This window comes from Planococcus chinensis, assembly GCF_042681545.1.
Classification (GTDB): Bacteria; Bacillota; Bacilli; order Bacillales_A; family Planococcaceae; genus Planococcus; species Planococcus chinensis.
The window spans coordinates 1-20,285 of the sequence record NZ_JBHUFW010000010.1 but is presented as its reverse complement, the minus strand read 5'-3'; the positions used below and the strand labels follow the sequence as shown (position 1 = coordinate 20,285).

General features: G+C 53.7%; 19 protein-coding genes and 1 other annotated feature. Of the genes, 2 read left to right on the top strand and 17 right to left on the bottom strand.

Annotation, left to right across the window (positions count from 1 at the left end; all coding sequences use genetic code 11):
* Positions 1 to 41: 41 nt before the first annotated feature.
* A complete protein-coding gene (locus tag ACFSDB_RS12200) occupies positions 42 to 563 on the top strand; it encodes a YceI family protein (RefSeq protein WP_204893461.1) in 522 nt (173 codons plus the stop codon).
* Positions 564 to 618: 55 nt separating this feature from the next.
* Here the strand turns inward: ACFSDB_RS12200 and ACFSDB_RS12195 are convergent, their stop codons facing one another.
* The 4 genes from ACFSDB_RS12195 to ACFSDB_RS12180 form a co-directional block, all read right to left on the bottom strand.
* Positions 619 to 2,178, bottom strand: a complete 1,560-nt coding sequence (locus ACFSDB_RS12195) for an FAD-dependent oxidoreductase (protein WP_204893462.1) — start codon at positions 2,176 to 2,178, stop codon at positions 619 to 621.
* Between the two features lie 106 nt (positions 2,179 to 2,284).
* Positions 2,285 to 2,914, bottom strand: coding sequence for an FMN-dependent NADH-azoreductase (locus ACFSDB_RS12190; protein WP_204893463.1), 630 nt, complete (start codon positions 2,912 to 2,914; stop codon positions 2,285 to 2,287).
* Between the two features lie 95 nt (positions 2,915 to 3,009).
* Entirely contained in the window at positions 3,010 to 3,717 is a 708-nt protein-coding gene (locus ACFSDB_RS12185) for a DsbA family oxidoreductase (RefSeq protein WP_204893464.1), read from the bottom strand.
* Between the two features lie 686 nt (positions 3,718 to 4,403).
* On the bottom strand, positions 4,404 to 5,330 hold the full coding sequence (locus tag ACFSDB_RS12180; RefSeq protein WP_204893466.1) for a manganese-dependent inorganic pyrophosphatase: 927 nt from the start codon (positions 5,328 to 5,330) through the stop codon (positions 4,404 to 4,406).
* 369 nt (positions 5,331 to 5,699) lie between these two features.
* On the opposite strand from ACFSDB_RS12180, the gene ACFSDB_RS12175 reads away from it, so the two are divergent.
* Positions 5,700 to 6,497, top strand: a complete 798-nt coding sequence (locus ACFSDB_RS12175; protein WP_204893467.1) for a GNAT family N-acetyltransferase — start codon at positions 5,700 to 5,702, stop codon at positions 6,495 to 6,497.
* A gap of 33 nt (positions 6,498 to 6,530) precedes the next feature.
* Here ACFSDB_RS12175 and ACFSDB_RS12170 read toward each other — a convergent pair whose 3' ends face one another.
* The 13 genes from ACFSDB_RS12170 to ACFSDB_RS12110 form a co-directional block, all read right to left on the bottom strand.
* Entirely contained in the window at positions 6,531 to 7,826 is a 1,296-nt protein-coding gene (locus ACFSDB_RS12170) for an arsenic transporter (RefSeq protein WP_377340197.1), read from the bottom strand.
* A 13-nt stretch (positions 7,827 to 7,839) separates the two neighbouring features.
* Positions 7,840 to 8,169 (bottom strand): ArsR/SmtB family transcription factor, encoded by a 330-nt coding sequence (locus ACFSDB_RS12165; RefSeq protein ID WP_204893468.1) that lies wholly within the window; start codon positions 8,167 to 8,169, stop codon positions 7,840 to 7,842.
* A gap of 204 nt (positions 8,170 to 8,373) precedes the next feature.
* Entirely contained in the window at positions 8,374 to 8,895 is a 522-nt protein-coding gene (locus tag ACFSDB_RS12160; RefSeq protein WP_377340194.1) for a type 1 glutamine amidotransferase domain-containing protein, read from the bottom strand.
* A 69-nt stretch (positions 8,896 to 8,964) separates the two neighbouring features.
* Positions 8,965 to 9,555: a DNA-3-methyladenine glycosylase gene (locus ACFSDB_RS12155; protein ID WP_204893469.1), complete on the bottom strand. Its 591-nt coding sequence runs from the start codon at positions 9,553 to 9,555 to the stop codon at positions 8,965 to 8,967.
* Positions 9,556 to 9,578: 23 nt separating this feature from the next.
* Positions 9,579 to 10,349: a tryptophan synthase subunit alpha gene (trpA, locus tag ACFSDB_RS12150; protein WP_204893470.1), complete on the bottom strand. Its 771-nt coding sequence runs from the start codon at positions 10,347 to 10,349 to the stop codon at positions 9,579 to 9,581.
* Positions 10,346 to 12,142, bottom strand: coding sequence for a tryptophan synthase subunit beta (gene trpB, locus ACFSDB_RS12145; protein ID WP_204893471.1), 1,797 nt, complete (start codon positions 12,140 to 12,142; stop codon positions 10,346 to 10,348). The genes trpA and trpB overlap by 4 nt, the downstream gene beginning before the upstream one ends.
* Positions 12,139 to 12,912 (bottom strand): indole-3-glycerol phosphate synthase TrpC, encoded by a 774-nt coding sequence (gene trpC / locus ACFSDB_RS12140; protein WP_204893472.1) that lies wholly within the window; start codon positions 12,910 to 12,912, stop codon positions 12,139 to 12,141. Before trpC ends, trpB begins: the two co-directional genes overlap by 4 nt.
* Positions 12,909 to 13,901 (bottom strand): anthranilate phosphoribosyltransferase, encoded by a 993-nt coding sequence (gene trpD / locus ACFSDB_RS12135; RefSeq protein WP_204893473.1) that lies wholly within the window; start codon positions 13,899 to 13,901, stop codon positions 12,909 to 12,911. The genes trpC and trpD overlap by 4 nt, the downstream gene beginning before the upstream one ends.
* Before the next feature lie 62 nt (positions 13,902 to 13,963).
* Positions 13,964 to 14,196, bottom strand: a binding site (T-box leader).
* Between the two features lie 105 nt (positions 14,197 to 14,301).
* Positions 14,302 to 15,942 carry a long-chain fatty acid--CoA ligase gene (locus tag ACFSDB_RS12130; RefSeq protein WP_204893474.1) on the bottom strand — a complete coding sequence of 547 codons (1,641 nt, stop codon included), beginning with the start codon at positions 15,940 to 15,942 and terminating at the stop codon, positions 14,302 to 14,304.
* Positions 15,943 to 15,992: 50 nt separating this feature from the next.
* Positions 15,993 to 16,967, bottom strand: coding sequence for a CaiB/BaiF CoA transferase family protein (locus ACFSDB_RS12125; RefSeq protein WP_204893475.1), 975 nt, complete (start codon positions 16,965 to 16,967; stop codon positions 15,993 to 15,995).
* Position 16,968: 1 nt separating this feature from the next.
* Positions 16,969 to 18,117 (bottom strand): acyl-CoA dehydrogenase family protein, encoded by a 1,149-nt coding sequence (locus ACFSDB_RS12120; RefSeq protein ID WP_204893476.1) that lies wholly within the window; start codon positions 18,115 to 18,117, stop codon positions 16,969 to 16,971.
* A 13-nt stretch (positions 18,118 to 18,130) separates the two neighbouring features.
* Positions 18,131 to 18,901, bottom strand: a complete 771-nt coding sequence (locus ACFSDB_RS12115) for an SDR family NAD(P)-dependent oxidoreductase (RefSeq protein ID WP_204893477.1) — start codon at positions 18,899 to 18,901, stop codon at positions 18,131 to 18,133.
* A gap of 18 nt (positions 18,902 to 18,919) precedes the next feature.
* Positions 18,920 to 20,068, bottom strand: coding sequence for a thiolase family protein (locus ACFSDB_RS12110; RefSeq protein ID WP_204893478.1), 1,149 nt, complete (start codon positions 20,066 to 20,068; stop codon positions 18,920 to 18,922).
* Positions 20,069 to 20,285: the final 217 nt, after the last annotated feature.

Here is a 20,285-nt window from a genome sequence, read left to right as displayed (position 1 = left end):
TTATAGTTTGAAAAGAATAAACATTCTAGGAGGAACTCACAATGAAAAAATGGACAATCGACCCGGCACACTCTGAAATCGGCTTTTCAGTAAAACACATGATGATCTCGAAAGTAAAAGGCTCATTCACTTCATTTGACGCAGAAGTAGAAGCGAACGAAGAAGATTTGACGAATGCCTTGATCGACTTCAAAATCGATACTGCCAGCATCACTACAAACAACACGGACCGCGACAACCACTTGCGCTCTGCAGACTTCTTTGATGCTGAACAATACCCGCACATTACATTCAAAGCTAACGAAATCGTCCAAAAAGACGATGAATATGAACTGAACGGCGACCTTACAATCAAAGGAGTTACCCGCCCTGCTACATTCGAAGTTGAATACGGCGGCAAAGGAACCAACCCATGGGGCGTCGAAGTCGTCGCTTTCAATGCGGAAGGCAAAATCAACCGTAAAGATTTCGGCCTTACGTGGAACCAATCGCTTGAAACAGGCGGCGTGCTAGTAGGCGAAGATATTAAGATTTCGCTAGAACTGCAGGCAAATCCTGCTTAATTTAAAAAAACTCTAAAAAAGCAGTGCGGATATTTTTCCGCACTGCTTTTTTGCTTTATATGGATCCCGGTTCCTGAATCTTCTTGAGCGGCTTCACCGCAGGGCCTTCCAGCACTTCGCCGGCATAGCCGAACCGCGAGCCGTGGCATGGACAATCCCATGATTTTTCCGCATCGTTCCATTTCGTTTCACAGCCCATATGCGTACAGGTCGCATCCACTAGATGGACTTGCCCGTATTCATCGCGGTAGCCGCCTGCTTTTTTGCCGGCAACTTTGACCCAGCCGCCTTCGCCTTTTTGCAGCTCGTCCACCGTTTTCGAAGCTGATTGCAATTTGCCTTTTACGAGCTCCTTCGCGACAGAACCATTGTCTTTCAGGAAGCTCAGCGCATCCGCTGCTTTCACTTTGGTGCGGGTCGGATCGAACACTTCTGCGTAAGGGTTTGCTTTTCCGAGAATCTGGTCGGTCAGCATCTTGCCGGCAATGGCCCCGTTCGCCATGCCCCATTTATGAAACCCTGTCGCAACGAGGATGTTGTCGTAGCCCGCGGTGATGGTGCCGACGTAAGGCACCGTATCGAGCGTCGTCATGTCTTGTGCTGACCAGCGGTAAGGGATGTCGGTCAAACCGAAATGCTCTTCGCCGAATTTCTCCAGGTTTTCATAATGTTCCATCGTCGGCGTCTTGCTTTTGCCGGTCGGATGGCCGTCGCCGCCGATCAGCAGCATCTTCTCGCCGTTTTCATCCAGTGCATAACGGAGGGAACGGGACGGCTGGTCGACACTGACATACATATCCTCCGGAATCTTGCCGGCCGTCCGCGCGGCGATGATATAGGAGCGGCTAACGGACATCCGGGCAAAATAGAAGCCGTCCGAATCGTTGAACGGATAATGCGTTGCGACAATCACTTTGTTGCAGGACAGATGGGACATGTTCTCGGTTTGGATGACCGGATCGTGTTTGCTGAGAATTTTTTGGGCGCGGGTGTTTTCATAGATCTTGCCGCCCATGCGCTCGATTTCACTGACCAGCTTCGCCAAAAATTTCACCGGGTGGAACTGCGCCTGATTGCGCATGACGACCGCTTCTTTCACGTCAAAAGGCAGCTCGACTTCATCTTTCGCCAGGCCGCCGGGGATGCCCAGCTTTTCATATGCTTCCGCTTCTTTTTTCAGCAATAAGGCACCAGGCGCCGTGTTGGCGTAGACAAAGGCGTTCAATTCAGCAAAGTCACAGTCGATGCCCAGCTCCGAAGCCGTCTTTTCGATGAAATCCTTCCCTTCCATATTCGCTTCGTAATACAAGCGGGCTTTTTCTTCGCCTACAATTTTGATCAGCGGATAATAGAACGCGCCGTGCTGAGCTGTCACTTTCGCCGTCGTGTAACCGGTCACGCCGTCAATCAGTTTGCCGGCATCGATGAGCGTCACTTTCCGTCCGGCCTTCGCGAGCAGGTAGGCGCTGATGATGCCGACGATTCCGCCTCCGACAATCCCGACATCAGTCGACTCATTTCCTTGCAGGGCTGGGAAGCCGGGAACTTCTTTATAGGTTCTCCAATACGATTCGATATCCTTTGGTACGCGGCTGAAATGTTCGTTTTGTGCCATGCCGTCCCTCCTAGTTTCGTTTACTAGTTATCTACCCTGTCTCTCTTTTTTTAATCAAAAGAAAAACCCGGAAGCGCGTCTGCGCTTCCGGGTTCCGGTTTGTTGTTTATGCGTTGATTCCTTGCAGGGAATGAGCCGCTTCTTTCACGCGTTCCATGCCTTCTGCAATGATTTCCTGTGCACGGTCTGGATCCAGTGCATGGCCTTCGATAATCACTTCGTTGATATCCTGGATACCGAAGAAATTCATGATGTTGCGGATATACGATACACTCATTTCAGCCGGAGCCATTTCAGGAGTGGAATAAATACCGCCGCGTGCATTCAGAATGATGACTTTCTTTTCAGGGACAAGGCCGACCGGGCCGTTTTCCGTGTACTTGAACGTCACACCCGCACGATAGATATAATCAATGAATGTTTGCAGAGCTGCCGGAATTGTCATGTTCCACAACGGGAAGGCAAAAACGACAATGTCCGCATCCATGAATGCATCCATCGCTTTTGAGGAAGCTGTCAAGATGCGCTGTTCAAGCTCACTCATCGGTTCAGCCTGAGCAGATTTTTGCATTGCATCAAAAAAGTCCTGCCCGAAATACGGCATGTCTTCTTTAAAGACATCAAAAGTCTTAACATTGGCATCGCTGCCGATTTCATTCATGAACACTTCGTACATTTTACTTGAAACCCCTTCAGTAGCAGGGCGGTTGTTCGCTTTTACAACTAGAACGTTCATTATTTATAAAACTCCTTTTTCGCTATTATTAGTATTCTCGAATTTGAGATACGTTTAAGTATAATAAAATTCCGGAGTCATTTCAATTTATCTGCTCACGCCTCGCACGAATCACCCGTACAATAGGAAGTCTTACTTTGCCCCATCGGCTTCAGTTTCGGACGGATGCCCTCTTCTTCTGCAATTTGGACAATTGAATCGACGAATGCCTGGAGCGGCTGTGCGCCTGAGATCGCGTATTTGCGGTTGATGACAAAGAACGGCACGCCTTGCACACCGATTTGGCGCGCTTCTTCGATATCGCCTGCCACTTCGGCGGCATACTTGTCCGTGTTCAGGACTTCTTCCGCCTCTTTGCGCGGCAGCCCGGCCTCTTCAGCCAACTCCAGCAGCGTTTCAGAATTGCCGACATTTTTTGCCTCGACAAAATACGAGCGCAGGAGCACTTCGGCCAATTCTGCATCCTTCCCGGATTCTTCCGCCAACTTCACCAAACGGTGTGCAGCAAACGTATTGGCTTCCACCATACCGTCAAAATTATATTCAAGGCCGACAGACCGGGCGTGGTCTGCAACACCTTTTGTCATCTCTTTTGCTTCATCGACCGAACGGCCGAACTTCTTGGCCAAAGCCTCATAAGTCGGTACTGTAGAATCGACCGGCGTCTCCGGGTTCAGCTGAAAAGCTTTATAAGTAATTTCTGCTTGTGTGTGAAAACCTGATTTCTCCAATGCTTGTTCCAGTGTGCGCTTGCCTATGTAGCAAAACGGACATACATAATCTGACCAAACTTCAATTTTCATTCTCTCACCTCACGGAATACTATAACAACGAACCCCGACCCCCTCAATTTTTTTGCTTGAGAGAAATGTGGAGATGCCCGCGCAAGCCCCGACAAGCGCTGGAGGGCTGGGGGTGAATGGCGCTTTTTGCCATTCGGCACCAGACCGAAGCGACCTCGAGGGGCTGGGCATCGGAACTGGACAAGAGAAATGCGGAAGCGGCCGTTTAGATTCGACCGGCGTAAGACGATTCGGCGAAGCGGCATGTTTTCAGCCGCACAGCCACGAAAAGCGAAAGTGCCCGGTCAGCTCTGTCAGGCATAAGGTGAACCAGCGACGTGGCGCTCTTTGCCACATAGCTGGTTTGACTTATGTCCAGAAGAGCTGGGCACTGGAGACTAGACACGAAGTGGCTTACGACCCGAGAATCTGGCCGCTGTAGCTGGACAAAGAAATGTGGAGATGCCCGCGCAAGCCCCGACAAGCGCTGGAGAAAATAGCTATTTGGACGGTTCTGTGTTTTATCGGCGATTCTAGGAGTTTATCAGCGATTCTCAGATTTTATCTGCGATAAAGAAAATCTATCTGTGTTCCCCAAAAACTGCCGCTCCTTGCCCCAACGCAACCTCTCCTCCACTTGCGGCGTCCTATTGCCTGTGCCTTCTTAAGACAGCCTATCCAAATAAAAAAACTGACCCCAAAAGGAGTCAGCTTAATGCTTCGGTGATGACCGGTATAATCTGTTTTTTGCGGGATACGACGCCCGGCAATAGGACGCGGTTGTCGACCACGCTCGACTTGAACGCGCCTTCGATGATGCCTGAACGGCTGCCAAGGACAATTGCCGTAGAGTCGTTGTTCAGAATATCCGTGACAACGAATACGAAAAGATCCAGGCCTTTGCGGGCGATTTTTTCATTCATCAACACTTCGATTTCTTTTTGGCGGCTGGTGACTTCTGCCACGTCTATTGCATTTACTTGCGCCACTTCAAAGCGGTGGCCGCCAGCTTCGAATTCCTTGGAATCCAGCGACATCAAGTCTTCCAATGTTTTATTGCTGAGGTCTGCCCCTGCTTTGAGCATGGCCAGGCCGTATTCTGCAGCGTCGACGCCGGCCATTTCCGCCAGTTCGCGGGCCGCCTGGACGTCCTGTTCTGTGCACGTCGGGGATTTGAACAATAGGGAATCGGAAATGATCGCCGACAGCATCAGCCCAGCTATGTTCGCCGGCACCTCGACCGCATTTTCCTTGAACAGCTTCAACAGGATCGTTGTCGTACAGCCGACAGGTTCAGCGCGGAAATAAAGCGGATCCGTCGTTTCAAAATTCGCGATGCGGTGGTGGTCCACCACTTCAATCACTTGGACATCGGCGATATCCACAGCGCTTTGCTGGCGCTCGTTATGGTCGACCAGGATCACTTGCGAAACTTCTTCCGAGACGCGTTCAACCAGGCGCGGCTGATCGAAGCCGAATTTTTGGAGCGCGAATGCCGTTTCGTTGTTCACATCGCCCAGACGGATCGGCTCTGCATCCATTCCAAGCTGATTTTTCAAGTATGCATACGAGATAGCGGAACAGATGGAGTCTGTGTCCGGATTTTTATGGCCTAATACAAAAACGTTTGACATGTTTTAGCCTCCTGAATGGTGTTGGTTTCCGTGATAATTTTAACACAACTGCCCCGGCAGCCAAAATACAATCGTGCGGCGGGACCTTTAATGCATTTCCATCGTGAATTATGCATTGAAACATAAGAAAACTGCATTCCTTTTTCTAAAATCGGTTCTTTGAAAAGGAAAATTCGAATTTTATTTCTTTTTGTAGAGAATTGTAATTCTTTATACCCATTATTATATATAATATAGGAAAAATGAACATGATAATTCTCTCATATAAAAATATTTTAAGAAAAAGGAAATAATTATATACATTTAAATAGGACAAATGATATAATCCCCATAACTAATCCAATTCTTTTCAAGAAAGGAGAGTTTAGAGTGACTATAATTTTGGAAAAAAAATACATTCCTTTAGCCGATTATTTCGCCTCTGCATCTAATCCAAAAATTACCTTATCTTTCAATGAAATCGAACAAATAATGGGTCAGCAGCTGCCGAACGCCGCCTACCTGAACAAGAGCTGGTGGAAGAAAACCAAGCCGCCTGCTAAACATTTCCACGCATGGATGGATGCCGGCTACTATGTAAGCGATGTGATTACGAACCGGTTGGTGACATTCGAGAAAATCGATTCCTCTGAAAATGACCTGGAAAAAGCGGGCAATGAAGATATTCTCTTGATCCGCCAGGCAGAACACGGGGATGCCCGCTCCCTTATTGCGCTTCAGCGCGTGGTGGAAGGCGAATCCGATTTTATGCTTTACGGCAAGGACGAACGCATCCAGTCTACCCAAAGCATGCGGAAGCAGATCATCGAATGGAAGCAAAAGGGCCATTCCGCGATTTTCATCGCCATCCTGAACGGCGAACACGTCGGTTATTTGATGATTATCGGCAATACCGCAAAACGTGCGGCGCACCGGGCAGCAATTGTGCTCGGCGTCCAGGAAAGCGCACAGAACAAAGGCATCGCCACTTCCCTTCTGCAAAAAGCGGAGGAATGGGCGGCCGAAAAAGGCGTCAAGCGCCTGGAGCTGACTGTAGTGGAAGAAAACACAGCAGCCCGAAAACTTTACGAGAAAACAGCTTATGAACAAGAAGGCGTCCGCAAGCAGGCGTTGATCATTGACGGCAAGCCGCATAACGAACTTTATATGGCGAAGTTTTTAGACTAAAAAGAGGATCGCAGCCGCGACCCTCTTTTTTCTTTAATTTAAAATCATCAATGATACATACAAGCCGGTCAAAGTGATAAACAGAATCGGAATCGTCAAAATGATGCCCACTTTGAAGTAATACCCCCAGCTGATTTCGACGCCTTTCGCCTTCAGCACATGAAGCCAAAGCAGCGTCGCAAGCGATCCGATCGGCGTGATTTTCGGCCCCAGATCGGAGCCGATGACGTTGGCATAGATCAACGCGTCGCGGACAACGCCGGTCGTATTGGTTTCCGCAATCGCCAGCGCATCAATCATGACGGTCGGCATATTGTTCATGATCGACGATAGGATCGCTGCGATAAAGCCCATGCCGATCGTCGCCGCAAACAAGCCGTGGTCCGCTGTCCATTCGATTGCAGAAGCCAGCACGGAAGTCAGCCCGGCATTGCGCAAGCCGTAGACGACAACGTACATGCCGATCGAGAAGAAGACGATCGCCCACGGTGCGCCCTTAAGCACGGTCATGGTCTCCACCGCTTCACTTTTGCGGGAGATCATCAGGAAGATGATGGCCACCGCACCGGCGATGAACGACACGGGAATGCCGAGCGGATCGCCGATGAAATAGCCGATCAGCAGGATGCCGAGAACCACCCAGGACAGGCGGAACATCTTCAGGTCTTTGATGGCAGCGCTCGGCGTCTTCAGCGCCCCTTCGTCAAAATGCGCAGGGATGTCTTTGCGGAAATACAAGTACAGCACGAGCATGCTCGCCGCTACGCTGAATAAATTCGGAAGGAACATGTTCAACGCGTATTGGGTGAAGCTGATGTCGAAAAAGTCCGCGGAAACGATGTTCACCAGGTTGCTGACTACAAACGGCAAAGATGCCGTGTCGGCGATAAAGCCGGAAGCCATGATGAACGGCAGGATCATCGCATCCTTGAACTTCAGGGCCCGCACCATCGCGAGCACTATCGGCGTCAGGATTAGCGCCGCTCCATCATTGGCGAATAGTGCCGCCACAACCGCTCCAAGCGCGATGACAAGCAGGAACATCCGCACGCCGCTGCCTTTGGCAAAACGGGCCATGTGCAGGGCTGCCCATTCAAAGAACCCGATTTCATCGAGGATCAGGGAAATGATGATCAACGCGACGAACGTCAATGTCGCATTCCAGACAATGCCGGTCACATCCCAGACATCCCCGAAATCGACGACGCCGAACAACAGCGCTACAACCGCTCCGGCAATCGCCGACCAGCCGATCGACAGCCCACGCGGCTGCCATATGACAAATATCAATGTTACAAGAAAAATAAAACTGGCTAACCAAATATCCACTCTCTACAGCTCCTTAATCACAAACTACTTTTTTCCCTTGCGCAATCAGCGTTTCCACCGTCCGCTCCGGCTCCGGCAACAAACTCAGCAGATGAATCAGCATCGGGTATTGGGCATGCCGGATGTTCAACGACCAGATTGTCCAGCGGCCGCGTTTTTCCTCTGTGACCAGCTCAGCCTGCTTCAGTTTGCGCATATGCTGGCTGATGGCCGGCTGCGTCATGTCAAGAAGTTCGGTGAATTCGCAAATGCACAGCGAATCTTTCATCAAGTATTTCAAGATCAGCATGCGGTTATGGTCGCTGATCGCTTTCAAGTATGATTCCATTTGAAGATAATCCATTTCTTCACCTCGTTTTTTCAACGCTTTCACCATTATATAAGCAGATACTTATAAGTTCAAGAGGCGAAACGCTTTTTGCTTGCGGCAACTCATACTTCAGTTGCAGCAGCCCCGGATTCCCCTGCGCGCCCCCTTTTCGCGAATACCCCCCTTTTTTTCCCAAAACAAAAAGCCCCGCCTAAGCGGAGCTTTCGTTTGGTTTCATTATCCTAATTTTTCGAGCACTTTCAGCGCTTCACGATTGAATGCCGGAATATCATCCGGCTGGCGGCTGGTCACCAGCTGTTCCTGGCAGACCACCACTTCTTTGTCGACCACTTTCGCGCCGGCGTATTCCATATCGACCTGGATCGATTTGTAGCCGGTCGCATCGCGGCCTTCAAGCGACTTCGCCGAAATCAGAAGCTGCGGCCCGTGGCAAATGGCAAAGACCGGTTTTTTCGCATCCATGAATGCTTTCGTAAACTGGACAAAACGGTCATCTGCGCGCAGCTGGTCGGGAGAAAAGCCGCCCGGCAGGAACAAGGCGTCGTAATCTTCCGGTTTCACGTCGTCGATCCCTTTGTCGATGGAGACAGTCGCTTCCCCTTGCTTGCCGGTCACTTCTTTGCCCGCTTCCTTTTCAATCGTAAAGACTTCGTGGCCGGCTTCATTAAACGCTTTCGTCGGCTCTGTATATTCAACATCTTCAAACATATCTGTAATCAACGTTGCAATTTTCGCCACAATCTTTCACTCCTCTGTTTAATTAGTCTCTCTTATTATTCCACGAGAGACTGTTCTTAAACCCCGGAATTACCGGAACTTCGAAACGAACGGGTTGTCCTGCTCCCAGAAGCGGTATGGGTAATCGACCGCTTCCCCCGAGTTGCCGATGCCGACGCGCGGCCCGACTGCGACCGCGTGGACCGGATCGCCTTCAGCGATGTAGAGCGGGCGTTCCGTGAAATGGTGCCCGTAATATTCCATCGTGATGCCCATCGCTTTCGTGAGCTTGCCAGGGCCGCTTGTCCACTGCTTGATGGGCAGGTGTTTGCCGCGGAGTTCGGCCATCAGATCGATGCCTTCGACCGGTTCCACCGCGCGGATCAAAATCGCCCGCGGCGTGTCGACCGGGCCGCTGACGACATTGATCAATGTATGGGTATGCATTTGATACGTATAGACGCTGCCGGCTTTGCCGAACATGATTTCGGTGCGTTTGGTGCGGCGATTGCCGAAACTGTGGGCAGCCCTGTCCCCGGCTCCCATGTATGCTTCGGTTTCAACGATGCGGCCGGCGACGATACCTCCAGGCAGTTCATGGACCAGAATCTGGCCGAGCAGGCTGCGCGACAGTTCAAGCGTCGGCGCATCAAAAAATGATGCAGCGATTGGTGTAAACATAGACAGATCCCTCCTATCCGCTATTATACCGGATTCGGGGCCGTCACCGCTTCTATCAAGGGTTTGATATGGTCAATCCGGCCTTCATGGAAAGCCTGGACAATCGCGCTCCCGACAATAAATCCGTCGACATCCCCGCGCAGCATGTCCACATGCTCCGTCCGCGAAATCCCGAATCCGGCATAGACCGGCACCGGGCTTTTCGCCCGGACGCGGCGCATGAAATCGCGCACGCTTTCCGACATTTCATCCCGCGCTCCGGTGATGCCCGTTACAGTGACCGCGTATACGAACCCTTCCGCTTCCTGGAGGATGGCCTCGAGCCGCTGTTCGGTCGTGGTCAGCGTCACCAGCTGGACGAGGGCGATCCCCGCTTTTTCCAGATGGCCTTTGGCCAGCTGCCGGTGCTCGTACGGCAAATCCGGTATGATGATGCCCGCCACCCCTGCCTCTTTGCATGCGCCCACAAAACGTTCGATGCCGAACTTGATGACCGGGTTCAGGTAGGTCATCACGAGCAGCGGCACCGTGACTTCAAACTCCCAGCTCTTCAGCTCGGCCAGCACTTTTTCGAGTGTGACGCCTTCTTTCAGCGCACGGTTGCCTGCAGCTTCAATTGTCGGGCCATCCGCAACGGGGTCCGAAAATGGGATGCCGATTTCAATTGCCGTCACGCCCGCTTCCTGCAGGTATTGCACTTGGCTCTTCAGCCGGTCCAAGCCGCCGTCCCCTGCCATGATATAGGCGACAAATGCCTTGTCGCCCGCTTCTTTCAGTGCTGCGAGTTGTTTCATGCCAAGCCCTCCAGTCTTTCTGCGTAAGTCGCCATGTCTTTGTCTCCGCGCCCCGATACACAGATGACGAGTATTTCGTCCGCTGACATCTCTTTTGCGGTTTTTTCTGCCTGCGAAATCGCATGCGCGGATTCAAGCGCCGGAATGATTCCTTCAAGGCGCGAGAACGTGACGACCGCTTCGAGCGCCTCCGCATCGGTGATGGCTACATATTCTACACGTCCGATATCCGCCAAGTAAGCGTGCTCCGGTCCGATGCCCGGATAGTCGAGGCCGGCAGAAACAGAATGTGCTTCCAGCACCTGGCCGGATTCCGACTGCAGGAGTTTCATGAACGCGCCGTGGAGGACGCCTTCAGTCCCTTTGGACATCGTGGCCGCATGCTTGTCTGTATCCAAGCCTTCTCCCGACGCCTCAACGCCGATCAAGCGGACCGCTTCGTCTTTCAGAAACGGATAGAACATACCGATTGCGTTGCTGCCGCCGCCGACGCAAGCGAGTATCGCATCCGGCAAGCGCCCTTCATGCTCAACGATCTGGCGGCGCGTCTCTTCCCCGATGACGCTCTGGAAATCACGGACCATTGTCGGGAAGGGGTGCGGCCCTAACGCGGAGCCGATCAAGTAATGCGTGTCTTCAACATTGGTGACCCAGTAGCGGAGCGCTTCGTTGACCGCATCCTTCAGCGTCGCACTGCCTTTGGTGACGCTTTCGACACGGGCGCCGAGCAGTTTCATGCGGAAAACATTCAGTTGCTGGCGCTTGATGTCCTCTTCCCCCATGAAGATGACACATTCCAGGTCGAACAGCGCGCAGACGGTCGCCGTTGCGACGCCGTGCTGTCCTGCCCCGGTTTCAGCAACGATTTTCCGTTTGCCCATGCGCATGGCCAAGAGCGCCTGGCCGAGCGCATTGTTGATCTTGTGGGCGCCTGTATGGTTCAAGTCCTCACGCTTCAAATAGACTTTCGGGCCGCCCCACGCCTCGGTCAGCCGTTTCGCGAACGTCAAAGGCTGCTCCCGCCCGACATATTCCTTTAAATACGTATGGTATTCCTCTTGGAAAGCGGGGTCCGCTTTCGCTTCCGCGTATGCGTCCTCCAACTCCTTGACCGCCTTCATCAGCGTTTCCGGCACGAACTGCCCGCCGTATTTCCCGAAAAATCCGGTTTTCTCAACTGCCTGCTGCATCGAATCACCCTTCGCTTTCCGAATAAATTCCGTTATTTTCATCGTGTCTTTTCTTCCATCTGTTTCGACGCCGCTTGAAACGTCCACCATATAAGGCGCTGTCTGGCGGATTGCCGCATTCACATTCCCCGGATTCAATCCGCCCGCAACAATCAGGCGGGAGGTTTCAATATCCGCGCCTTCCAGCAGAGACCAGTCGAAAACATGTCCGCTGCCGCCGCGGTAATCCGTACCCGGCGCATCCACCAGGACAAAGTCGGCACCCGACCCCTTAAGCCGGGCAGCATCTTCTGTGTTCCGGATCGAAAACGCCTGGATGACCGGGACGGATATAGAGCGGACCAATTCGTCCGGTTCGTCGCCGTGCAATTGCACCATCGTCAGCGGCACTTCCCGGACCGCCCGTTCGATATCTTCAAGAGAGGCGTTGACAAAAACGCCGATCCTTTCCACGTCCGCCGGTGCATGTTTCGCAAGTCCGGCCGCCTGTTCGATGGAGACGCGCCGCTTGCTCGGGGCAAAGACGAAGCCGATGGCATCCGCGCCCGCTGCTGCCTTTACATGCTGCGGCTCCATCAGCCCGCATATCTTCACTTTTGTCATCTCGCCGCCCCCTTCGCTACCGCTTTCTTGATCCAAGCTCCCGGGTCCCCGGCACGCATCAGCGCTTCGCCGACCAGGATGCCGGACGCTCCGTGGCCGAAGACAAATGCCGCATCCTCTTCCGTATGCAGCCCGCTTTCGCTGATCAGCAAGCGGTCGCTGCCGAACGGAAACTTTGCCGCAAGCTCAGCGGTCCGCTCAAGCGACACCTGGAACGTCTTCAAATCGCGGTTGTTGATGCCGATCAGTTCTGCTCCGAGGTCCAGCGCTTCCGCCAGCTCCTCCGCATCGTGCACTTCCACCAATACTTCCAGGCCGAGCATGCTGGCATAGCCGAACAGCTCGCGCAGCTCTTTTTGCCCGAGCGCCGCCACAATGAGGAGGATAATGGTCGCGCCGGCCTCTTTTGCACGGTCAATCTGGACTTCGCTGATGATGAAGTCTTTGCAGAGCACCGGAATCGACACCGCTCCTGCCACTTTCCGTAAATCTTCGATGGATCCTTTGAAATACGTTTCATCAGTCAGCACCGAAATTGCCGCGGCTCCGGCTGCTTCGTATTTTTTTGCCTGCGCGAGAACATCCACTTCCATCGAAATGTCGCCTTTTGAAGGGGATGCCCGTTTAATTTCCGAAATGACCCCGCGAGCATTGCGGAGGGAGTCAGCCAGCCGGTTTTTCGCCGGATAGCGGGTCTCCCCCGCCCCGATTTCTGTATAGGTCTTGATTTCCTGCCGTTTGGTTTCGATGATTTGGTCGAGGATCGTCATACCAGCACCCCCGAAGCCAGCCGGTGCAATTCAAAGACGCGCGCCGTTTCACCTTCGAGAATCGACTTCCGCGCTTGGTGTACGCCTTCTGCAATGCTTGACGCGCGCCCGCTGATGAACAGACAGGCACCTGCATTCAGGGCCACCGTATCCAAATACGGGCTTTCCTTGCCGCTGAGCACTTCCATGAAAATCTCAGCGTTGCGCTTCGGATCGCCTCCCTGTATGGCTTCGATCGGCGCCGCTTCCAGGCCGGCTTCACTCGGATGGAAAGCCATCCGGCGCTTGCCGTTTTCATCAAACACGACGAGTTCGCTTGTGCCGATCAGCGATAATTCATCCAGCCCGCCAGCGCCGTGGATAATCGCGCCGCGTTTTCTGCCCAATCGCATCAACGCATCCGCCATCGTCTCCATGACATCGCTGCGGTAAACGCCCGTCATCTGGACCGTTACCGGCAGCGGATTGGCCAGCGGCCCCGCCAGGTTGAAAATGGTCGGCGTGCCGATGCGCTTGCGCACTTCCCGCAATTTCCCGAGAGCCGGATGGATGGCCGGGGCGAATAAAAACGCGATGCCGGTCCCTTCCAGCAGTTCAGGGATTTTTGAAATGTCTGTATCCGCTGAAATGCCGAGTGCCTCGAGCACATCGGAACTGCCTGTTTTGCTGGATACACTGCGGTTGCCGTGCTTGGCCACTGCCATGCCGCATCCCGCCAGCACAAAAGCGGACATTGTGCTGATATTGAAACTGTTCGACCGGTCGCCGCCGGTTCCGCAGACATCCACCAATTCTCCGCTCACTTCAGGAAGCACTACTGCTTTTTGGCGCATTGCCTTGACCAGGCCGACCAGTTCATCTGCTGTTTCACCTTTCTGGTGAAGGTCCACCAGAAAACGCTCCACCTGGCCTTCTTCCATGCGGCCCTCCAATAAATCCAATGACCGCTCCATCATCTGCTGTTCTGTCAAATGCTCTACTCTGCTCATTCTCAGCTCTCCTCAACTCGTATTAAAATGCAAAAACCCCCGCAACCGGACGGATATCCGGTTGCGGGGACGGGGTTAAACCGCGGTACCACCACGCATTAATGCAATTTTGCACTCACTTAAAACAGGCTCTTCGCCTTTCCCTTTAACGCAGGGCCTACGTCTCCCTTACTCGCTTCCGCTTTCAGGACAGCTCTCCTAAGTCCATTCGCACAAGGAATCCAATCAGCTTTCACCAGCCGCTGACTCTCTAAGATGGATTTCCTTGCCTACTCGTCTCAATCCTCGATTTATACGCTCTTCTATTCTGGTCTCTTCTGGGCTCTTCTCTCAAATAGACTTGCTGCTCGTTCAACAAGTTGTCCCTCATATTAAAAGGTTTTGTTTATTCTGTCAAGTCTTATCTTTGAACTTCGGCATCCCGGCCGTCGTAATATTCGCCGAGCTCCCTGCGCAGCGCGGCTTTCAGGAATTTCCCGACCGATGTTTTCGGTACTTCTTTCAAGAAGACGATGTCGTCCGGCACCCACCATTTTGCAAACTGGCTTTCCAGGTAAGCGAGCAATTTTTCCTTCATCGCTTCCCCCTCCTCGTACCCTTCTTTCAGGACAACACAAGCAAGCGGGCGCTCCAGCCATTTTTCATGCGGAATGGCGATGACCGCGGCTTCAAACACCGCTTCATGCGTCATCAGCGCATTTTCCAGATCGACCGACGAGATCCATTCGCCGCCGCTCTTGATCAGGTCCTTCGTCCGGTCGGTCAGCTTGATAAAGCCGTCCGGCTCGATGACGGCGATATCCCCGGTATAGAGCCAGCCGTCGCGGAACGCTTCGTCCGTCCGTTCGTCCTTGTAATATTCATCGGCAATCCACGGCCCTTTGACGTTCAGCTCGCCCATCGTCTTGCCGTCCCAAGGCGCTTCGCCGTTTCCATTGACAATGCGCACTTCAAGGCCTGGCATCGGCAGGCCGGCCATTGCACGCCGGTCGATGCGCTCATCCATCGACAGGTCCGCCATCGCGGAAGTCGTGACCGCCAGGCTGACAAGCGGCGACGTTTCCGTCATGCCGTAGCCGGTGACGAACGGCACTTTGTACTTCTCTTCAAATGCACGGATCAAGCCTTTTGGAGACGCCGAACCGCCGCAGATGATCATGCGCAGCGTGTCGATGTTGCGCGGATTGGCTTCCAGCTCTTTCAGCACCCCTAGCCAGATCGTCGGCACGCCGGCGGTCAGCGTAACCCCTTCCTGCTCGATCAAATCGAGCAGCATGCCCGGCGCAAAGCCCGGCCCCGGCAAGACTTGCGTCGTGCCGAATAAAACCGCCGCAAATGGCAGCCCCCATGCATTCGCATGGAACATCGGGACGATCGACAGCGCAATGTCCCGCTCCGACAGCGCCATGGAGTCCGCCATGCCGAGCGCATAACTATGCAATACAAGCCCCCGGTGCGTATAGACGACGCCTTTCGGATTGCCGGTTGTCGCGGACGTGTAGCACATGCCGGCCGGCGTGTTTTCGTCCAGGTCTTCCGGAAATTCATAGCTGCCGTCTTCTGCCGCCATCAGCTCTTCATAGGAATGGACATTTTGGAGCGAGGTCTGCGGCAAGTCCGTGCCGTCTTTCATGACGATAAAATGCTTGACCGTTTTCAGCTGCGGCGCAATTTTTTCAATCAGCGGGAACAGGTCATGGTCCACCAGCAGAATTTCATCTTCCGCATGATTGATGACATAAATGATGTGTTCCGGCGACAGCCGAATGTTGATCATGTGCAAGATCGCCCCTGCTCCCGGAACTCCGAAATACAGCTCCAAATGGCGGTGATGATTCCAGGCGAAGCTGCCGACTTTTACACCTCTGTCCATCCCGAGCTTTTCGAGCGCCGCCGCCAGCTGGCGGGTGCGCTTGGCAAAATCTTTGTACGGGATGCGGTGGACCGTATTTTCGCCCGTACGGGAAATAATCAGTTTTTCAGGGAAGTACCGTTCAGCTCTTTTCACAAAAGACGATAATAACAGCGGTGCATTCATCATAAAATGTCCAACTCCCTTTTTCCCTCGATTTTTTGGCGCAGCATCCGGATTTAGCGGCACGCGGCCTTCTTGCCCCGAGCGATAAACTGCGGATGCCCGAACCGTTCATGCGCTTTCAGGACGGGCGCCAGGCAGCAGTCGGCACTGAGCGACAGCTCATACCATTCGCGCCAGGTCTTTCCTTTCATGAAAACTGCCACTTCCCGATGTTCCGGGCTGCCCTGCCTTTTGGCGCTCCAGCTTTGCCAGTGCGGCTTTCCGGCCAGGAGGCAGAAATTATGCCAGAACTTCTCTTCGAGCGCACCGAGCGTGACGTAACGGCCGTCTTTCGTTTCATAAATGGCATAGCTGATGCGGGTGCCCCCGATTTCCGGGATGCCGCTGTCCGACACACCTGCTTCGTGGTAAATATCGTGGTTCCCTTGGAACTCAGCCATCGCTTCCGCCAAAGCGATATCGAGATGCTCCCCTTCACCGGTGCGGAACTTCTTCAAAAGCGCAGCAATGATCTGTTCAGCCGCCAGCAAGCCGCCCGTGTAATCCGCAAACGTATTGGCCGGATGGACCGGGCGGCCGTTGCTGTCCGCCATCTGGTCCAACGCCCCGGAAAGCGCCAAATAGTTCAAGTCGTGGCTTCCGAGCATGGCAAGCGGCCCTTCCTGCCCGTAGCCCGACAGCGAACAATACACGAGGTCCGGTTTGACCTTTTTCAGGCTGGCATAATCGAGTCCCAGTTTCCTCATGACGCCGGGCCGGAACGTTTCCAACAGCACATCCGCCCCTTTGACCTGTTCGATCATTTCCGCATGGCCCACTTCTGTTTTCAGGTCGATGTTGATGATCTTCTTCCCTTGGTTATTGGCTTTGTGCACCAATCCGCCGCCCATCGAGCGGGCCGGATCGCCGCCCGGCGGCTCGATTTTGATGACATCCGCGCCCAACTCCGCCAACCGCATGCCCGCATAGGGGCCAGGCACGTAATACGTAACGTCCAGCACCCGGACCCCTTTCAGCGCATCCTTCATATTACAAACCCATCCGCTTGGCGATGATGGTTTTCATGATTTCATTGGATCCGGCATAGATGGCTGCGACCGGAATATCACGGTAGCGCCGCGCAATCTTGTATTCCTCCATATAGCCGTAGCCGCCGTGAAGCTGCATGCATTCACTGGAAATCTTTTTCGCGGTATCCGTCAGCCAATATTTCGCCATCGAAACTTTTGACACGACATCTTTGCCGGCCATATGGTCTTCGATGAGCGATTCGAGGAACGAATGGCCCAGCTCGATTTCCGTTACCATCTCGACCAGTTTAAACTGTGAATTCTGGAACGAGCCGATCGGCTTGCCGAACGCTTTCCGCGATTTTACGTAATCGAGCGTCATCTCGAGCATGTCTTCCGAAGCGGTCTGTGCAGCGATCGCCACCACCAGGCGCTCCTGCTGCAGTTTTTCCATCAGATATGTAAAGCCCTTGTTTTCTTCGCCGATCAGGTTGGCGGCCGGTACGACACAGTCCTCAAAATACAGCTCGGACGTATCCTGTGCATGCAGGCCGACTTTATCGAGTTTCCGGCCTTTCGAGAAGCCCGGCATCCCTTCTTCAATCATCAGGAGTGAAATGCCGCGGTGCTTCGGTTCCGCTTTCGGATCCGTTTTCACCACGACGACCACATGCGTCGAATTGATGCCGTTGGTGATAAAGGTCTTCTGGCCGTTGACGATGTAATTGTCCCCGTCACGGACTGCTGTCGTCGATATGTTCGCAAGGTCGGACCCCGCTCCCGGCTCCGTCATGGCGATTGCGGTGATAAAATCCCCCGTCACACAGCCCGGCAGCCAGCGCTGCTTCTGTTCTTCATTGCCGTAGGCTTCGATGTACGGAACTGTGATGTCATTGTGGAGTCCGACGCCGGTCAAACTGGCCCCGACCCGTTCCATTTCTTCGCTGATGATGACAGCATAGCGGAAATCAAGACCCAGCCCGCCGTACTGCTCTTCCACTTGGGGACAAAGGAAACCCATTTCGCCCAAGCGCTTCCAGAACGATTTCGGGATCAAATGGTCGCGCTCCCATCCTTCGTACTGCGGCACCGCTTCTTTTTCCAGGAATTTGCGGAGCGATTTCCGGAACATCACGTGTTCTTCTTCTTCAAAACGGTACTTGCCCATTCAGTTCTCCCCCTTATTTCGGCTGCATGCGGATCGCGCCGTCCAAGCGGATCACTTCGCCGTTCAACATCGTATTTTCAGCAATGCTTTGCACCAATTGCGCGTATTCATCCGGCCGGCCGAGGCGCGCCGGGAACGGGACGGAAGCCGACAGCGATTGGACCGCCGCTTCCGGCAGCCCGTCAAACATCGGCGTCTGCATGAGCCCCGGCGCAATCGCCATGACCCGGATGCCGTCGCGCGCCAATTCCCGCGCTATCGGCAGCATCATCGAAACAATCCCGCCTTTCGAAGCGCTGTACGCTGCCTGCCCGATCTGCCCTTCGTATGCAGCAACTGATGCAGTCGAGATGATCAACCCTCTTTCACCGGCTGCATTCGGCTCATTTTTCTGCATCGCCGCAGCCGCAACGCGGATGACGTTGAACGTCCCGATCAAATTGATTTGGATCACTTTTTCAAACTGGTTGAGCGCCGCCGGCTCGCCTTTGGATACGACTTTCCCCGGCGTCCCGATGCCCGCGCAATTGATCGCCGCATTGATGAGGCCGAACCGCCCGATCACTTCTGCGACGTTCGCTTCCACTTGTCCGGCGTCTGTTACATCGGTTTTCAAGTAGATGACCGATTCTCCGCCCAGTTCTTTCACCAGCCGCTCGGCTCGTTCGCCGTTTACGTCAAAAATTGCCGCCCTGCCGCCGTTTGCCGCAATACGCCGGACCGTCGCTTCCCCCAGGCCCGATGCTCCACCGGTTACGATTGCTTTCATATCACGAAATTCCATTGCATTTCTCCCCTTCCATTAAAGCCGCTCGATGATGGTGGCATTCGCCATTCCCATGCCTTCGCAGATGGCAAGCAGCCCGTAGCGCCCGCCGCTCCGTTCCAGTTCATGCAGCAGCGACACCATCAATTTCGCGCCCGTCGCCCCGAGCGGATGGCCCAGCGCAATCGCTCCGCCGTTGACATTCAGCTTCTCCGGGTCGCCCCCGATATCCGCGAGCCAGGCAAGCGGCACCGGCGCGAACGCTTCATTGACTTCGTAGCGGTCCATGTCTTCGATTCCAAGCCCTGCCTTCTCCAGCACTTTCTTCGTCGCTGCAATCGGCCCGGTTAGCATCAGTGTCGGATCCGAACCGACGACCGTGCGCGCCACGATGCGCGCTTTCGGCGTTAAGCCCAGCTCATCCGCTTTCTCGCGCGACATCAGCAATACCGCGGAAGCGCCGTCACTCATCTGGCTGGCATTGCCTGCCGTAATGACGCCGTCTTCCTGGAATGCCGTCTTCAGCCCCGCCAGCACTTCCATCGTCGTCCCCGGACGCGGGCCTTCATCGGTAGCCACTGTCCGTTTTCCGCCTTCACCGTCTTCCACTTCAACCGGCACGATTTCTTTTTCATAGTTCCCGCTGTCGATTGCCCGCTGCGCCCGCGCGTGGCTTTCGACGGCGAAAGCATCCAGCTGTTCGCGCGAGAAGCTCCATTTTTGCGCAATGCGTTCTGCAGACAAGCCCTGGTTGATGATTTCGTACTGCTCTGTCAGCTTTTTGCTCGGCTCCGCCCCTTGCATGTTCGAAAACATCGGAACCCGCGTCATGCTTTCAACCCCGCCTGCGATGACGATATCCATATCGCCTGCCATGATGGCCTGCGCGCCGAAATGGATCGCCTGTTGGCTCGAGCCGCATTGGCGGTCAATCGTGACGCCCGGCACGTAATCTGGGAAGCCGGCAATGAGCGCTGCCGTCCGGGCGATATTCCCGCCTTGTTCGCCGGACTGCGAAACGCAGCCGAGAATGACGTCTTCCACAGCACCCTTCTCAACGCCTGCACGCGCGATCAATTCCTCCAATACCAATGCCGCCAGTTCGTCCGGACGCGTCCCGGCGAACATTCCTTTGCGCCGGCCGACCGCCGAACGCACGCCTTCTACGATTACAACTTCTCTCATAATTTGCACCCCATCTTCAAATTTTATATGTGAGCGTTTTCATTTTCCTGAATTGAATGACTATTCACTCATTAAAATTATTGTACAAGAATACCCTTGTAAATGCCATAGAAAAAATCCCGCAGAAGCTCTGCGTGAACTGAACCCCAAATGGTAGACACTTTATAAAAGTGACCCCATTTGGGGTTTTTTCTATTTTCACACCCCGGTATACTGA

Bases quoted from the DNA above. Each gene is read 5' to 3' on its own strand.
- ACFSDB_RS12180 (WP_204893466.1), bottom strand. From the start codon at position 5,330: ATGTCAAACGTTTTTGTATTAGGCCATAAAAATCCGGACACAGACTCC.
- ACFSDB_RS12130 (WP_204893474.1), bottom strand. From the start codon at position 15,942: ATGATGAATGCACCGCTGTTATTATCGTCTTTTGTGAAAAGAGCTGAA.
- ACFSDB_RS12185 (WP_204893464.1), bottom strand. From the start codon at position 3,717: ATGAAAATTGAAGTTTGGTCAGATTATGTATGTCCGTTTTGCTACATA.
- trpC (WP_204893472.1), bottom strand. From the start codon at position 12,912: ATGACGATCCTCGACCAAATCATCGAAACCAAACGGCAGGAAATCAAG.
- ACFSDB_RS12200 (WP_204893461.1), top strand. From the start codon at position 42: ATGAAAAAATGGACAATCGACCCGGCACACTCTGAAATCGGCTTTTCA.
- ACFSDB_RS12155 (WP_204893469.1), bottom strand. From the start codon at position 9,555: ATGTTTACACCAATCGCTGCATCATTTTTTGATGCGCCGACGCTTGAA.
- ACFSDB_RS12110 (WP_204893478.1), bottom strand. From the start codon at position 20,068: ATGAGAGAAGTTGTAATCGTAGAAGGCGTGCGTTCGGCGGTCGGCCGG.
- ACFSDB_RS12120 (WP_204893476.1), bottom strand. From the start codon at position 18,117: ATGGGCAAGTACCGTTTTGAAGAAGAAGAACACGTGATGTTCCGGAAA.
- trpA (WP_204893470.1), bottom strand. From the start codon at position 10,349: ATGAAACAACTCGCAGCACTGAAAGAAGCGGGCGACAAGGCATTTGTC.
- ACFSDB_RS12115 (WP_204893477.1), bottom strand. From the start codon at position 18,901: ATGGAATTTCGTGATATGAAAGCAATCGTAACCGGTGGAGCATCGGGC.
- ACFSDB_RS12195 (WP_204893462.1), bottom strand. From the start codon at position 2,178: ATGGCACAAAACGAACATTTCAGCCGCGTACCAAAGGATATCGAATCG.
- trpD (WP_204893473.1), bottom strand. From the start codon at position 13,901: ATGAGCAGAGTAGAGCATTTGACAGAACAGCAGATGATGGAGCGGTCA.
- trpB (WP_204893471.1), bottom strand. From the start codon at position 12,142: ATGACAAAAGTGAAGATATGCGGGCTGATGGAGCCGCAGCATGTAAAG.
- ACFSDB_RS12165 (WP_204893468.1), bottom strand. From the start codon at position 8,169: ATGGATTATCTTCAAATGGAATCATACTTGAAAGCGATCAGCGACCAT.
- ACFSDB_RS12125 (WP_204893475.1), bottom strand. From the start codon at position 16,967: ATGAAGGATGCGCTGAAAGGGGTCCGGGTGCTGGACGTTACGTATTAC.
- ACFSDB_RS12190 (WP_204893463.1), bottom strand. From the start codon at position 2,914: ATGAACGTTCTAGTTGTAAAAGCGAACAACCGCCCTGCTACTGAAGGG.